A 17071-nucleotide genomic window follows, 5' to 3' on the forward strand; every position below is an offset into this window, starting at 1 on the left:
AATAGGTCTTATTATCGGGTTATCAACATCTAGCCCTCTTAATTAACGTTTCCCACATCTGCTACCCGTTCGTCGAATATTAATATCTACCCATTAAGACAATTGTAATTATTAGATCAACATTCTACCTGAGGCTAATATTTATCAATAAATGGCAGTATAAGGTCTTTTTTTTGGCCAATACCCTTTAGATAACAATAAATAATAAGAAACGGACTTTATGAAATATACATCGCAATACTTTTTATTCCTGATATTTTTTGTTTGCTCTAACGCAAAAGCAGATCTACCGCCAAAACTAGATCCCCCTTTAGATAGCTTAACAGTCTATTCTGGTGCGGCAGTAGTCATGGGGATAAATTCAATAATTAATGGCAATGTACAGGCCATGGCCGCTGGAAATATTGGCGCGAATACAACCATTGGTGGCAACCTTCACACAGCAGCATCGGTAACGCTCAGTGCATCTGCAAAAATTAACGGTGATCTTACAGCAGGAGCCGCAATAAGTGTTGGTAAGAAATCAGTCATTATCGGCAACCTTACTTCTGGTTCTTTAGGATCTACGGACATCGGTGAAGACGCAATCATTGGTGGTAATGCTCAGGCTGGTACTGCCTTAACACTCGGTGAAAACACTACAATCGGTGGTAATGTTCAAGCAGGAATAGGCGCTTTAACTTTAGGCATAAACGCAAAAGTGATAGGCGATGCAACAGCAGGAACCACTATTACACTTGGAACAGGAGCAACGGTCGGCGGCACAACTACGCAGAGAAGCCCGACACTTCTTATCAATGCCCCTATCGAAGATCAACGAATTCAACTTGAAAAAATAAAAGCTAATTTAGCTGCCATACAAGCACCTTCAACAAATGAACTCCCTACGGCAATGACCCTAGATACTAAACTAGATGCCGGTATTTACCATGCAACAGCACTTTCAATCACTGCGGGTATAACAATCACTTTTGATGGCAAAGGTCAGAAAGGACATTGGCTTATCAATAGTGACTCTTTTTTTGATTTTGCTGCCAATACAACAATGGTGTTACTTAATGTAACGGCTGACAGCACCATCACTTGGAATGCAGCAAGTTATACTGCGACTGGCGAAAACGCGAGTATCATTGGTACCTTTTTTGCGAGTTCTTATATTTTGACTGGACAAAACACTATGTTAGAGGGGATTGGTGATGCTTGTGGTGGCTTATTTACTACCACTGGTGCAGTTACATTAGGCGCCAGCAACATCATTGGCGCACTTAATTGCAAGTTAACTCCCACCCCGCTTCTAGAATACCGATTTGAGGAAGCTAGTTGGAATATGAGTCCAAGTGAGATACTCGACAATACCGGCAATGGTTATCATGCCCAGGTTAATAATAATTCTATACCGCAAACCATTACGCCTGCTTTAACCGGTGATCCTGGTACCTGCGGATATGCTAGTCAAAATGATGGTGCTATTCAGGTAACGGGGTTGCCATTAGATACCAGCACCATCGGGGTAAAAACCACCGTTACCTTTTGGATGAATTGGGATGGAACAACTAATACCATGCCCATTGGTTGGAGGATCCACGACATTTGGATAATCGATGGTTCGATAGGATTTAATACCGGCAATAATGATATATATGGTGTTGCTAGTGCCGGATTAGCCAAAAGTTGGCATCATATCGCTGTCGAGTTCACTAACGGCAGTGTAACGAGTAATCGCATACATATTGACGGTGTCGAACAGGAGCTAACACAGCGAAGGAACTCGCCCAATAATAACCGAGCCTTTATCGATAGTGAATTACGCATCGGTGGTTGGTCTATTAATGCAAGTTATGACTTTCATGGATTAATGGATGAGGTGCGCGTATACCAAAGCGCATTAACTACAGAACAAGTAGCCACTATTATGGCCGAACGACATCCTTGCAGGACAATAACACCTGCGGCCGAATATCATTTTGACGAGCAAATATGGTCAGGGAATGCAGGTGAAGTTGTTGATGAAATTGGTAATTTTAGCGCACAAGCAATTAATGGCGCATTAACTGCGTCAGTTACTGCCGCCATTACCGGTGATCCAGGCACTTGTCGTTATGGCAGTTTTGATGGCGTAGATGATTACGTAGTGTTACCCGATAGCTTTGAAAACTTAACAGACAGTTTCACAGTAACGGCTTGGATCAACCCAAGTAATGTTAATGCTGGTTCAAGAATATTTATCGATGATGAAAAAAACACCCGTGGTTTTGGCTTTAGTTTAGGCGATCCAGGCAATGGTAAATTAAGATTTTATGCACGAAGTGTAAATCCTGTAAGTGTTGATACAACAACATCTATTCCTGTAAATACCTGGACATTTGTTGCCGCGGTGCATAATAGTTTAACCAAAACCAGACAGATTTTTATTAATGGCGAGGCGCAAACAATTACCGGAGGCCTCACCAGTAATACCTACAGCGGAACTTGGGGAGAAGATACAGGCCCAACAACTATTGGTGGAGAAACAGATTTAGGCGAAGCAAGAAATCGATTTACCGGAGATATTGATGAAGTAAAAGTCTATCGAGAAGCTTTAACTACCAACGAAATATCTACCATTTATAGAGAAACTCATGCTTGTAGTCCCGTTATTCATCATTATGAAATTGTACATGATGGCCAAGGATTAACCTGTGATACTGAATCTGTGACCATTAAAGCTTGTCTCAATGACAGCTGTTCAACTTTAAGTACCGAGTCTGTAACCCTTGATTTTATTGCTAACAGCACAGTCATTAGTTCACCAACCTTTAGCGGCAGTACTATCGTTAATGTTGATCATACGGTAGTTGAAACGCTGACTTTTTCGCTGGCTAATGCCACTATTGAGGCAGCTAACCCAGTAGTGTGTGACGATAACAGTAGCAATAGTTGTGATATGGCATTTACCGATGCCGGTTTTAGGTTTCTTTCAGGTACAGCTAATAACGCCATAATACCCAATCAAACAGCAGGCTCGGTATTTGCTGAAACGTTAAAGATTCAAGCGGTGAAAAATACTAATGGCGTCTGTAGTGGTTTATTTAACAATGATATTAAGGTTGGACTCTCTCAGGAAAATGTCGATCCCGGTGGCAGCAGTGGTCTGAGTTTTAGTGTCAATAACAAAGACATTGCCAAACACTCAAATGCTACTGATACGCTATTAAATTTTGGTGCCAACAGTATCGCGACAATACCGACACCGATATATAACGATGCAGGAAAAATTCGATTACATGCCAATTATGACATCGGCGGCATTACCCTATCAGGTAGCAGTAATTCATTTTGGGTGAGTCCAGCAAAGCTTATGGTTAGTGCAAAGTCTGGGAGCGTTAACTTAAATGGCGCTAGCGCAACCGCAACAACAACTTATCCCGCTGGGGAAAATTTCACCCTGACTGTTACTGCTTATAATGCTGCTTCTCCCGCTGTTATTACACCTAATTACTTGCCGGGACAAATCGCACTAAAGCTTAATCGCATCGGCCCAACCTTAGCAGACAGTGTCAACGGTAATCTAGACTACAAGGCATTAAGTCACTTAGTCACCAAGACAAGTGCAGTCTTTCAAAATGTCACCCTGAACAATTTTTTATTGGGGAGCTCAATTTATAGTGCTGCTCAATATTCAGAGGTAGGTTTGCTTAATTTAGATGTTCAAGACAGTAACTATGGCAACGCTGGTGTTATTATACCTAGCGAAGCAATTAACATTGGGCGCTTTATTCCACATCACTTTAGCCAAACAGTGGCGGATGATGGTTATTTTATTGCGACCTGTAATACCGGAAAAGCCTTTGCCTATAGCGGCCAAAAAGATGAAGCAACCAATAGTATTGGGGCAATTTCATATTTAACCAATCCGGTATTGGCAATTACCGCTTATAATAAACAAGACAATATTACCCATAATTATTTTCAGGATAGTCAAGGTAGCGATAATGATTATATGAAACTCATTGCTGATAATATCAATATCACCACACCAATATTAGACCAATTAGCGAGAGGAATTAATGGTAACAGGCTATCGTTAACTGCCAATATAAATACCGGTACTTTAAGTCAAATTGACTTAACTCAATTACCTAGTGTCGTCGCATTACCCAAAGGTGTATTGCACTATCGATTGTCAGATGACGATCATTATTTCTACAACCGCTCTGCCAATGCACTTGTTCAGCCATTTACCTCCGATATTGTTATTGCTACAGCGTCTATTATAGATACAGACGCCATTAACGTAACCACAACGGTTGATGCATTACCCACCGGCGTTGAAATTCGATACGGTCGCTTAGTGTTAGAAAATAGCTTTGGATCAGAAACCTCCGATATTAAGCAACCGATGAAAGTGCAACATTTTGATGGCAGCGCCTTTATTACCAGCTTAAATAATAATTGTGCAGGTTATAATGATAATAATATTTCATTGACCGATATTAGCTTAGATCCCGCACTGACTAATGTCCAAGGCGGCACAGGAGATTTCGTTGCCGGTAAAACACAAGACATCGAACTGGCCGCACCGGGCGCTAATAATCAGGGACAAATCGGTGTCTCATATGATGCTTATGAATGGTTGGAATACGATTGGAATAATGATGGCCTCTATAATAATAACCCTACCGCTGTTGCTACCTTTGGTATATTTCGAGGTAACGACCGGATTATCTCCTGGCAAGAAGTGTTTAATTAATGAAAATTGGATATTCTAAAATCATTAAGCAAAACAACATAAACGTAATACTTTAAAGTGTTACGTTTACTGAGTTGAACAGACAGAATATACCTAATAATAAAGCCGATAACGCCATTGAATTAGTTGCGATTATTTAAAGTTATTATTCCTTTATCAAAGATAATACAGTACAGAGCAAACTAAAGTCGTCAAAGCGAGCACTGTATTTACAAAGAACAGGCGAATATCACTCGGCTTTTATTTGTTATTATTCACTGGTAGATGTAACTTTTTTACTGGAATTAAATGTCACTAAAAAATGTGCTAATCCAGATTTTTCTTTGGCGGTTAAATGTAGGCTAAGTTTGCTTCTTCGCCAAATAATATCTTCAAGATCAACAGCCCATTCTTGTTGAATTAAGTACTCTACCTCGCGTTGGTAAAGACCGGCACCAAAATACTCACCCATGCCTTCTAGTGAGTTAATTCCAGCCAAGATTTTATGACTTAACGTACCGTAAGAGCGAACATAACGCTTAATTATTTGACAGGGTAACCAGCTATATTGGTGTTGCAAGCTGGTTTGTAAATTGTGTTGATTGTCAAAATCGCCCCCTGGTAAAGCAGTATCTGCTGTTATACATTCACCCGCATCGGGAAAATGATCAATAATTCCATTAACTGCAGCTTCAGATAATTTACGGTAAGTGGTAATTTTTCCACCAAATACTGATAACAAAGGCGCTTTTCCCTTAGGTGCATCTACTTCGAAAGTATAATCACGGGTTACCGCTGCAGGCGAATCTGATTCGTCATCGAGTAAGGGCCTAACGCCTGAATAAGTCGCGATGATATCTTTGTTTGATATTTGGTGTTTAAAATGGTCATTAACTACCGAGATTAAATAATCAGTTTCTTCTTTTGAAATACAAGCTGTCGCTGGATCGCCGACATGCTCTATATCCGTTGTTCCAATCAAAGAAAAGTCATCTTCATAAGGAATAACAAAGACAATACGTTTATCTTCATTCTGTAAAATATAAGCCTGCGACTCATTATGAATACGCGGCACTATAATGTGGCTGCCTTTAATTAAACGAATTTTTTTAGGTGATGGCTTTTTTAATGCTTCATCGAAAATACTTGTTACCCATGGACCGGCAGCATTTACTAACGCTTTAGTTTTAACAAGCTGTTTTTCCCCAGTGATATTATCATTGAGTGTTACTTCCCAAATATCACCAACTCTTTTTGCATCTGAGCAACGAGTACGCGTCATAATATTCGCGCCTTTATCTCTAGCGGCAATGGCATTGAGAACCACCATCCGAGCATCATCAACCCATGCATCAGAGTATTCAAATCCCTTAGTGATTGTATCTACAACGGGACTATTTTTATCAAATTTAATTCCCTTTGAGCCCTTTAGTGTTGCTCGTTTAGCTAAGTTATCATACATAAACAAGCCAATTCTTATCATCCAAGAAGGGCGTAGATGACTACGATGAGGTAAACGAAAGCGTAAAGGCCATATGATATGGGGCGCATTTTTTAATAAGATCTCACGTTCAGCAAGCCCTTCTCGAACTAAGCGAAACTCATAGTACTCGAGATAACGTAAACCGCCATGAATAAGTTTACTGCTATTTGATGATGTTGAGGAGGCAAGATCATTCATTTCACAAAGTAAAACATTTAACCCTCTACCTGTTGCATCGGCAGCAATGCCTGTACCGTTGATCCCCCCACCAATAACGAGTAAATCATAAATAACGCTTTGATCTTTCATATTGTTCCTTAGTTGCGACCAGAGGAAATTACTTTAGCCCTCACTATTTTGTCGCTTGCCTTTACTTAACGTTGATATTATTTGCTGAACAATACAACCAATGTGAAAACAAAGCAATAAATTACGAACATAAACGAACATATCTGTATACTTTTTTGATAATTAAAGAATTGTTGATTATAAAAAATTTATTTAGCAAGTAGGCTTTAAACTAAACCTTAGGAGAAGGAGCTATATATTGCTAACAGTTAGTGCTAATAAATAATGATTATAAATTAAACTAAATGTAAAGTGACGTTATGATCTGAAAGGATTTTCTGTATTTCATCAGGAGGAGGAGCATCGGTAAAAAAGTGATCTGCTTGATTAATATTACCTAAGCGTACCATAGCGTTACGACCAAATTTTGAGTGATCGGCCGCTAAAATCACTTGCCGTGAATTGGCAATAATAGCTTGAGCTACTCTAACTTCTCGGTAATCAAAATCTAAAAGTGAACCTTCGATATCAATACCACTTATGCCAATAATACCAAAGTCCATACGGAAATTTTTAATGAAGTCTTCCGTTGTTTCACCTATGACGCCGCCATCTCTATGGCGAACTTCGCCACCAGCAATAACAACAGAGAAATCTTCCTTGGCACCCAGTATAGAAGCAACATTTAAGTTATTCGTCACAATTTGAAGGCTTTTATGATCCAATAAGGCACGCGCAATGGTTTCTGTGGTTGTACCGATATTGATAAAAAGAGATGCTCCATTGGGTATCATGCGCACTAACTCAGCAGCAATTTTTTCCTTGGCCTGAAGATCCATAATTTTTCGTGTTTGATAATCAGTATTGACAGTACTTGATTCAATGCCGGCACCACCATGATGACGTGAAATTTTTTGTACTTTAGCTAACTGATTAAGATCTCGGCGAACCGTTTGTGGTGTCACCTTAAAGTGTTCAACAAGTTCATCAATGCTGACAAAACCGCTTTTTTTAATCATCTCTAAAATTAACGCTTGTCGTTGCTGTTGTGTCATTAAACTTATACTTTATGAATTAGATGTCGCTATTTTGCCACCTGCATCGACATAAGCAAACAAATTAACTAATAATATTTTATATAATCGTTTAGTTGTTATGTATAAACCACAAAATGAACATAAGTGAACTTAAGTGAAAATTTAACAACGCATTGTAATTCTTCAGCACTGACGACAATTTAGAAGCACTATCTGAATAGAAATAACATTATTTATTATCCTTTGTTTAGATAACAAAAGTTGTTTTAGACAGCGTTGATGGCGCTCACAACACTGTAAAATCGTGTGCTAGCTTTGACAGTGTTAATAGTGAATATTGTCAAAATGAACCTGTGGTAAAGACATTACACTGCGGCAACCAGTACATCAGATAATGTGTTATTGGTATTCATGTACACGAACGGAATAAAAAAACACTTACCCTTTTAAAAATTACCCATGCTTTAATACCAGCAGTTATAGAGAGGCTTCTACTATCTTTATCGTTACCATTAAAACATTATAGGTATCGAAAGAGTCATAGCAGATATAGATTCTATCGCGTGACCTAGGGCTGTGTTATATAATTCTCTTGAGGGATTAGCAGATATGTAGCAAAGAGAAAGGCATTTCGATTCAAATTAGATAAAACAACTTATGATAATTTATATGACGACTGAAAATTTCCGTACACTCCATACAAAGTAAGTAAAAGCATTATCTAGATCAAAACCTATCAGTCAAATAAGTAATCATTTTTAATTAATGATTAGGCTAAAAAATGTCTGAATTTATAGTTTATAATAAAGCATTTATTAAACGAATAAATGCTTATTGATAATAAAAAAGCTGATGATATATATAGGATTATCAGCTTTAAAATCGACGATAATTAATTATGATATAAACTATTTTAAGACTGTTTTTTAAATTTACGTGATGCAAAACCTGTCATTGCCAATAAAAAAATAGCAAATGTCGATGGCTCAGGAACCGTAGATGGCTCACGAACGTCAACACTACGTACAAAAAATGCTCCTACAGTATCGTCAACGTTATTGGTTAGGAAACCTCCTCCCCAAATATCTATACCTAGATTAACGGCTGCAATACTTGATATTGCATTTAAACCGCCTAAGTTGCTTAAACCATCGTTGTTCGTATCAGCGAGTATCCCCTGTATTAAGGGTAATCCGCCAGGACCTCCGCCAAATTTTTCATGGAGATCTTGCATAGCTATTATGCTAGCCGTTGAATGTCCTAGTCCTAGCCCGAATCCTAGAGAACCGGTTCCGTCTACTCCCAGTGTGATACCAACATTTTTAAATAGCGAGATTAATTCTACGTCTGTAGCCAAATGAAACCCATCAGCCGCCCACTGATTAGAACCTTGGAGAGCATCTAAGTTCATACCATAAAAAATTGATACATCTAACCACTCAGTTTGACCAACAGTATCGACAGTCAGTAATCCATCTGCTGCTGCTGAGTAATCTTTACTTATTAATCCTGCATTCGCATATACACCTGCAACCATAGAGCACATTATTATTAATTGCTTTAAAAGTTTAAATTTCATTGGATTTACCTCTTATAATAAATAATCGTAGAATAAATATTCGCAGAATGAATAACATAATTTTTATTATGCAAATAAACCACTCTACTCACTTATTAATGCAAAAAGCACACCAATAAAAATAACAATTAAATTCAACGACATAGAGTAAAATAAAATAATAACATTATTAAATTGCAAACTATTATGAGAAATGACTAACCAACCTTTATGACATCAGACTGCTAAACTAGATTGTAAACCGACCAAGGGCGACAAAACTTATGTTCGCTATTAGTACTTTCCAATTAAGTTAATAAATTACTATAGTAAGTAAAGTCAGTGAGCTTTAAATCTTCAGTCAAGTAATATGATCGTTAAACTAGGGTTTAACTCGTTCTTCTACGGTGAGAGGGTCGAACTAAAACCGACGGGTAAATAGCTTGTCAGTCATCTTGAATGGATAAGAATACAACCAGTAGAATCAGTAAGATAGATTACTGTATCAGAATATAGACTAAAACAAAAAAAGCCTGAATAACGAATTATTCAGGCTTTTTTTATGCGTATTGCTAAAGCAAAACGGGCTTAAAAAGAGATTATCTTTTTGCCAATTTTTCTTTAATACGTGCTTTACGGCCAGATAGCTCGCGCAAGTAGTAAAGTTTAGCTTGACGTACATCACCGCGACGTTTGACTTCAATAGAGTCAACAATAGGGCTATGTGTCTGGAATACACGTTCTACACCAACACCGTTCGAGATTTTACGAACAGTGAATGCAGAATTGATGCCACGGCTTTTTATTGCAATAACTACACCTTCAAATGCTTGAAGACGTGATTTATCACCTTCTGTAACTTTTACTTGTACAACAACAGTGTCGCCTGGTGCGAATGCTGGTAAATCTGTTTTCATCTGCTCTTTTTCGAGCATATCAATAATGTTACTCATAATACCTTCTTCCTAGGGTTCACAGGCATCAACAAAATCATTTATTATCTTCTTTAATAGAAGCTAACATTTTCTTTTGTTCTGCTGTCAGAGCTAGGTTAGTTAATAGTTCTGGTCTTCTGGTCCATGTTCTTTCTAGTGACTTAAACATACGCCATTGCTTTATGTGTTCGTGATTACCACTTAATAGCACTTTAGGTACCGACATAGCTTCTATTGAAGTGTCGAGTACTTCTGGCCTTGTGTAATGAGGACAATCTAATAAACCCTCTGAGAAAGAATCTTGCTCAGCTGACTGATTATGTCCTAAAACACCGGGCACAAAACGTGCTATAGCATCGATCATGTTCATTGCGGGGAGTTCTCCACCACTCAAAACATAATCACCGACAGACCATTCTTCGTCGATTTCCGACTCAATTAATCGTTCGTCTATGCCTTCATAACGCCCTGCTATAAATAGCAGCTTATTATGTTGTGCTAATTCGCGTACACCAGCTTGGTCGAGTTTACGTCCCTGCGGCGACAAATATATAACCTTGACTTGTTCTTTATCAGAACTACTATTATCACCTATCGCAGAATCTGCAGCGAAATTCGCAGCAGCTTTTGCAGCTTTAATAGCATCACGTAGCGGTTGCACCATCATTAACATGCCCGGACCACCGCCATAAGGACGGTCATCAACGGTTCTATGTTTATCGTGCGTAAAGTCTCTTGGATTCCACTTATGAAATTCAATTAACCCGTTACGGATCGCTCGGCCTGTCACCCCATACTCTGTAATGGCGTCAAACATTTCAGGAAAAAGGCTTATCACCCCATACCATCGTTTGTTTGTTAAAACACTATTACTCAAGTTAGAAACCTGGGTCCCAGTCAACACAAATTTGTTTATTTTCAGCACTAATTGATTTTACAACTTGTTCAAAAAGATACGGAATTAAACGCTCTTTTTGACCAAAGCCGTCATTACGATTAGCTTTAACAACCAGTACATCGTTAGCGCCAGTTTCTAAAATTTCAGAAACATGACCAAGGTCGTAACCTTTGTCAGTAACAACAGACATGCCGATCAAATCGCGCCAGTAAAACTCCCCGTCGGGCAATTCTGCTAGTGCGCTTTCGTTGACAAATATTTCTGATCCGACAAGCTTTTGGGCTATATCACGATCATCAATACCAGCAACATGAACAACGAGTCCGTTATTATGTTTGCGCCAATCAGATATATCGACTGATTGTATTTTATTCCCTAATTTTAGAGACCAAGGAAAATAGTCTAATATAGCTTCGGTTTCATCAGTGAACGAATGAATTTTCAACCAACCTTTGATACCGTAAACTGCGCCTACTTTACCTAAGATGACTTCTTTATTTATTTCTTCCACAACAACTCCTAAACCTACTAAATTAATTAAGCTGCTACTTGAGCGTCTTTAACTAACTTAGCCACACGATCAGATAAACCAGCACCCTGACCAACCCAATGGTTGATACGGTCTAGGTCTAAGCGTAATTTCTCAGCTTGACCTTCTGCTGTTGGGTTAAAAAAGCCAACTTTCTCGATGAAACGACCATCGCGAGAGTTACGGCTATCTGCAACAACAACCTGATAGAATGGACGCTTTTTGGCGCCGCCACGAGCTAAACGAATGGTTACCATATCGCCCTCTATTATTTAAAGTGTTAAAACGAATTTTCCAGACATTTCCTGACACCCTAGGTGACAGAAAAGCTCGCGTATTTTACGCTTCCTAGGATAAATAGCAAGTATAAAGATCGCCCAGTGCTAATGATAAACCTGAAATGACTAAAGACTAAAAGCAAAAAAGGTAGCGAACGCTACCTTTTGAAATTAAATATTGTTTTTCTTAACGGCCGAACATCCCGCCACCTGGGCCACCGCCTGCACCGCAGTTTAGAAGCATCATGCCTTTCCACAGGATATTGCAGCATCATTATTTTTTATAAATGATGTTATCTTTAACGGCCGAACATCCCGCCACCTGGGCCACCGCCTGCACCGCCTGGAGGCATCATACCCTTCATTGAGCGCATCATTTTCTGCATGCCACCTTTACCAGACATTTTTTTCATCATTTTTTGCATTTGCATAAATTGTTTTAATAAACGATTCACATCTTGAATTTGAGTACCTGAACCTGCGGCAATTCTACGTTTTCTAGAACCTTTAATAATATCAGGACGCTCACGTTCACCTTTAGTCATAGAGCTAATAATAGCTTCCATTCGTAAGGTTAATTTATCATCCATTTGATCTTTAATTTTATCTGACATATTGCCCATACCTGGCAATTTGTCCATCATGCTAGTCATGCCACCCATGTTTTTCATTTGCACAAGTTGCTCACGAAAATCTTCTAAATCAAAACTTTTACCACTTTTAAATTTTTTGGCTAATTGCTCAGCTTTCTTCTTATCAACCTTTTGTTCAACTTCTTCGATTAAAGAAAGTACATCGCCCATACCAAGAATACGTGAGGCAATACGGTCAGGATGGAAAGGTTCTAATGCTTCAATTTTTTCGCCAACACCCATAAATTTAATAGGCTTGCCGGTAATATGGCGAATAGAAAGCGCAGCACCGCCTCGAGCGTCACCGTCAGTTTTGGTCAGTATGATACCGGTTAACGGTAAAGCGTCACCAAAGGCTTTCGCTGTGTTTGCCGCATCTTGTCCCGTCATTGCATCAACGGTGAATAATGTTTCTATTGGATTAATAGCCGCGTGTAGGTCTTGTATCTCAGTCATCATGTCTTTATCGACATGTAAACGACCCGCAGTATCAACAATTAATACATCAAATAAAAACTTTTTAGCATGTTCAATAGCTGCATTAGCAATATCTATTGGTTTTTGCGAAATATCACTTGGGAAAAATTCAATATTAATTTCGTTTGCTAATGTTTCTAGCTGTTTAATAGCAGCCGGACGATAAACATCGACACTGACGACTAATACCTTTTTCTTTTCACGCTCTGTTAAGTATTTTGATAACTTTGCCACAGAGGTTGTTTTACCCGCCCCTTGTAAACCTGCCATTAATACAATGGCTGGCGGAGCCGCTTTTAAATTAAGGGTCTCGTTGACTTCACCCATAGCGTGTTCAAGTTCTTTTTGAACAATTTTTACGAAGACTTGTCCTGGAGTAAGACTTTTAGAGACATCTTGACCAACCGCGCTCTCTTTTACTTTAGCGATAAAATCACGAATAACCGGTAAGGCAACATCCGCTTCAAGAAGTGCCATACGCACTTCACGTAATGTTTCTTTAATGTTGTCTTCTGTTAATCGGCCACGGCCGCTGATATTTTTTAACGTTTTCGTTAAACGATCGGAAAGATTCTCAAACATGTATGACTCTATATTGTGCTGAATATAAAAATTATTGCATATTATACCCGCCAATAAAATAAGCGAAAGGATTAATAGCAAATCCTCTCAGTTTCTTCATACTCATTAGCGTTAGATTTATCAATTAACTACAAGAGTAAAGTACAGCAGATCAGATAAATAAATCGTCGTTATTTGATAACGACTAATGCACCTTAATATAAGTATGGTAAGCTGTAGGTTGGTTTAACTTTTATATAATTAATATAGTGACTGTCTTGGAATATTTATCTGCATTACTGACAAACTTTTTAGCCCTAAGTGCTGAAGCAAGTCCTTGGTTATTATTAGGTTTACTCATCGCTGGTTTAATGAAGTCTTGGGTACCCACTAAAATTTTAAGTCAACATTTAGGCGAAGGGAAACTCGCTATTATTAAAGCCGCACTCATTGGCGCACCTTTACCTTTATGCTCATGTGGTGTTATCCCTGTTGCGACTGAATTACGTCGCAGTGGCGCTTCCGCTTCTGCAACCTCATCCTTCTTAGTTGCGACCCCAGAAACAGGCGTTGACTCTGTTTCTGTTTCATATGCTTTATTAGGGCCAGTGTTTGCTATTTATCGTCCAATAACTGCGATATTTTCTGCTATTATTACAGGCTTATTGGTTTCAACGATAAAAAAAGAAGACATTACTCTGCCAAAATCAGCAGCTGATGATGCACCTAGTTGTTGTCCAAGTAAGAAAAAAGTAGTTAATGAACCTGTACTTGCAACAGAAAATGTAAAGTCTTCATGTTGTGCCAGTGAAAAAATTACTGTACCACCAACAAAATCTACAAGCTTTATCAGTAAAACCACCTCAGGTATTCATTACGCGGCAACGCAATTGATAGACGATATCATTATTTGGTTATTAGTCGGCTTGGTTTTTGCCACGTTAATAAAAACATTTTTACCCGCCTCTTTTTTACTTAGCTACGGTAGTGGTTTAGGCGCAATGTTAGTGATGATCGTTATATCAATCCCTATGTATATTTGTGCCACTGCATCGACCCCTGTCGCCGCTGGCTTTATTTTAGCCGGTATATCTCCTGGCACGGCGTTGGTCTTTATGATGGCTGGCCCTGCAACCAATATTTCAACATTGGGCGTCATTAAAAATGAAATGGGCAGCAGTGTTTTAATCCGGTATTTATTAGGTATTTCGTCGTGTGCAATTGGCTTTGGCTTACTACTTGATTGGGGCTTGGCGTTTTTTGATATTAATATTACGCAGCAAATGCAACATAGCCATGAGTTACTACCCTTTTGGTTTGGGTTAACTTGCGCAGGGTTAATTGCCTTTTTATCAATAAAGCCTTTAAGAAAATTAGTTTTATAGTTTTAATATAGGGTGTATTACCCGCATTCTGATAGAATCGTTTGCAGGTATAAATACCTAACTTTTAAGTTCTTGTGTGGGAGCACGTTGTGAGTTTTTCGGATATTTGTTCTTTAATTGCATTTTTTGCTTATGCTGTAGCAACTTCTGCAATGTTATTACGTTTATTTCACCCTAAAGGGCCTAATTTAGTTTTTGTATTATTTTTTGGCTGTTTAGCTATGGTGCTTCACACGTTAAGTAATGCACAGTTTTTAGTTGCTCAAGCGGATATTAACTTTGCATTGCCTAACGTTATTTCTTTAGTCAGTTTAATTATTTGTTTATCAGTCTCTGCATTTGCTTTGCGCTTTAAGGTGAATTTACTCTTACCAGTTATTTATGGTTTTGCGGGTATTTGGCAATTTTTGATGGTATTCATACCGAGTGTTGAACAAGCCCCCTTAATTAATCACCAATTAAGTGTAATAAGCCATGTAACGCTTGCACTGCTCTCTTATTGTACGCTGATTATTGCGACACTTTATGCGTTTCAAGTGGCTTACATCCATTTTAAATTAAAAACAAAAAATTTGGCGGCGGTCAATCATTTACCGCCACTGATGCAAGTTGAAGGTCAGCTTTTTATTATATTAAGTATTGGCACGAGTTTTTTATTACTCAGCCAAGTTATTGGCTTCTTATTTTTAGATGGGATGATCTCACACGAAAACTTACATAAAACAATATTGTCTATATTAGCCCTACTGGTCTATTCAACGATACTCTGGGGTCATTACAATAGGGGTTGGCGAGGACATCGAGTATTAATATTAATGGTTACCGGTAGTGCTTTATTAACATTGGCATATTTCGGTAGTCGATTTGTTAAAGAATTTATTTTACTGTAAATTATCAAAATAATGGTCATTAAATAAGTATATAACGTACTTAATGACTATCTATAACACAACATAGGGTTCCTTTTTTGGACAACATATCAACGGAAATGCTCTTTGCCATTCTTGGCATTCTAATTATTCTATCAGCCTATTTTTCAGGATCTGAAACTGGCATTATGTCGCTTAACCGCTATCGACTTCGCCATTTAGAAAAACAAAATCATCAAGGTGCTAAACGCGTCAGTAAATTATTAGAGCGTCCAGACCGTTTAATTGGTTTAATACTTATTGGCAATAATCTTGTTAATATAGCGGCCTCTGCGATTGCCACTATTATCGGCTTACGTTTATTTGGTGACATGGGTGTGTTGGTTGCAACCATTGCATTAACACTTGTTGTGCTTATTTTTTCTGAAGTAACCCCAAAAACATTAGCGGCGTTATACCCTGAAAAAATCGCTTTTCCAAGCTCAGTTGTCTTATCTGTTTTATTGAAGCTGTTGTTCCCTTTCGTTGTTGCTGTAAATTGGATCACTAACGGTTTATTGCTATTAATCGGTGTTAGTTCTGAACAACGTGTTCATCACAGTTTAAGCTCAGAAGAACTTAGAACCGTTGTTAATGACTCTGGGGCTATGTTACCCGAGCGCGATCAAAATATGTTGGTCGGTATTCTTGATTTAGAGAAAGTGACCGTTGAAGATATTATGATCCCACGTAATGAGTTAGTGGGCATTGATATTAATGATGACTGGAAAAAGATTCAAAAACAACTGGCACAATCAAACCATACCCGTGTGTTATTGTATCGAGACAATATGGATGATGTTGTCGGTTATATTCATCTACGTGATGCATTGAAACTCTTATTCAAAAATCAATTTACTAAAACCACCTTAATCAGAGCAATAAAAGAATTATATTTTATTCCCGAAGGCACCACCCTGAATGTGCAACTATTAAAGTTTCAGCATGCCAAAGAACGATTAGGCTTAGTCGTCGATGAATATGGGGACATTCAAGGCTTAGTAACCCTAGAAGATATTTTGGAAGAAGTCGTTGGTGACTTTACAACAACGATGACGCCGACGACAAGTGAAGAGGTTAATGCACAACCTGATGGTAGTTATTTAGTCGATGGTAGTGCTACGGTGAGGGATATTAATAAAGAAATGACATGGAATTTCCCTACCGATGGCCCTAAAACATTAAACGGCTTAATTATCGAATATTTAGAAGATATACCAGAAGCTAATTTAAGTGTACGTATAGCAGGTTACCCTTTAGAAATTGTTGATGTCTCAGATAATATGATCAAAACAGTTAGGATCCTTCCTGAACTTTATCTCGATAATGATAAAGAAAAGTAGCAAGTTTGGTTACACCACAGATATAACACAAGGCCTTAAATCATCATTTTA

12 protein-coding genes are annotated in these 17071 nt (G+C 38.3%); 4 read left to right on the top strand and 8 right to left on the bottom strand.

The features are described 5' to 3' along the window. The first annotated feature begins 220 nt into the window (after positions 1-220). Positions 221-4729, top strand: a complete 4509-nt coding sequence (locus tag H4J76_RS06340; protein ID WP_182230278.1) for a DUF6701 domain-containing protein — start codon at positions 221-223, stop codon at positions 4727-4729. Positions 4730-4979: 250 nt separating this feature from the next. Here H4J76_RS06340 and glpD read toward each other — a convergent pair whose 3' ends face one another. From glpD to ffh, 8 genes are all read right to left on the bottom strand, one after another. Then, complete coding sequence (glpD, locus tag H4J76_RS06345) at positions 4980-6500, bottom strand: glycerol-3-phosphate dehydrogenase (protein ID WP_182216738.1); 1521 nt, start codon at positions 6498-6500, stop codon at positions 4980-4982. Positions 6501-6775: 275 nt separating this feature from the next. After that, entirely contained in the window at positions 6776-7534 is a 759-nt protein-coding gene (locus tag H4J76_RS06350) for a DeoR/GlpR family transcriptional regulator (RefSeq protein WP_182216736.1), read from the bottom strand. 895 nt (positions 7535-8429) lie between these two features. Next, positions 8430-9095: a PEP-CTERM sorting domain-containing protein gene (locus H4J76_RS06355; protein ID WP_182230279.1), complete on the bottom strand. Its 666-nt coding sequence runs from the start codon at positions 9093-9095 to the stop codon at positions 8430-8432. Positions 9096-9673: 578 nt separating this feature from the next. Continuing rightward, positions 9674-10027: a 50S ribosomal protein L19 gene (gene rplS, locus H4J76_RS06360; protein WP_070375882.1), complete on the bottom strand. Its 354-nt coding sequence runs from the start codon at positions 10025-10027 to the stop codon at positions 9674-9676. 37 nt (positions 10028-10064) lie between these two features. Then, the gene (trmD, locus tag H4J76_RS06365) at positions 10065-10886 is read right to left on the bottom strand and encodes a tRNA (guanosine(37)-N1)-methyltransferase TrmD (RefSeq protein WP_259366338.1); all 822 of its coding nucleotides are present in this window, start codon (positions 10884-10886) and stop codon (positions 10065-10067) included. Between the two features lies 1 nt (position 10887). After that, a complete protein-coding gene (rimM, locus tag H4J76_RS06370) occupies positions 10888-11418 on the bottom strand; it encodes a ribosome maturation factor RimM (protein WP_070375881.1) in 531 nt (176 codons plus the stop codon). A gap of 26 nt (positions 11419-11444) precedes the next feature. Next, positions 11445-11693 carry a 30S ribosomal protein S16 gene (rpsP, locus tag H4J76_RS06375; protein ID WP_070375880.1) on the bottom strand — a complete coding sequence of 83 codons (249 nt, stop codon included), beginning with the start codon at positions 11691-11693 and terminating at the stop codon, positions 11445-11447. Positions 11694-12013: 320 nt separating this feature from the next. After that, on the bottom strand, positions 12014-13405 hold the full coding sequence (gene ffh, locus H4J76_RS06380) for a signal recognition particle protein (RefSeq protein ID WP_070375879.1): 1392 nt from the start codon (positions 13403-13405) through the stop codon (positions 12014-12016). A 257-nt stretch (positions 13406-13662) separates the two neighbouring features. On the opposite strand from ffh, the gene H4J76_RS06385 reads away from it, so the two are divergent. The 3 genes from H4J76_RS06385 to H4J76_RS06395 all read left to right on the top strand — a co-directional run bounded on the left by H4J76_RS06385 (position 13663) and on the right by H4J76_RS06395 (position 17020). Next, a complete protein-coding gene (locus H4J76_RS06385; RefSeq protein ID WP_182230280.1) occupies positions 13663-14769 on the top strand; it encodes an SO_0444 family Cu/Zn efflux transporter in 1107 nt (368 codons plus the stop codon). 89 nt (positions 14770-14858) lie between these two features. Next, positions 14859-15659, top strand: coding sequence for a cytochrome c biogenesis protein CcsA (locus tag H4J76_RS06390; RefSeq protein ID WP_182230281.1), 801 nt, complete (start codon positions 14859-14861; stop codon positions 15657-15659). Between the two features lie 77 nt (positions 15660-15736). Next, on the top strand, positions 15737-17020 hold the full coding sequence (locus H4J76_RS06395; protein ID WP_182216728.1) for an HlyC/CorC family transporter: 1284 nt from the start codon (positions 15737-15739) through the stop codon (positions 17018-17020). Positions 17021-17071: the final 51 nt, after the last annotated feature.

The organism is Colwellia sp. BRX9-1 (genome assembly GCF_014077195.1).
Lineage (GTDB): Bacteria > Pseudomonadota > Gammaproteobacteria > Enterobacterales > Alteromonadaceae > Colwellia_A.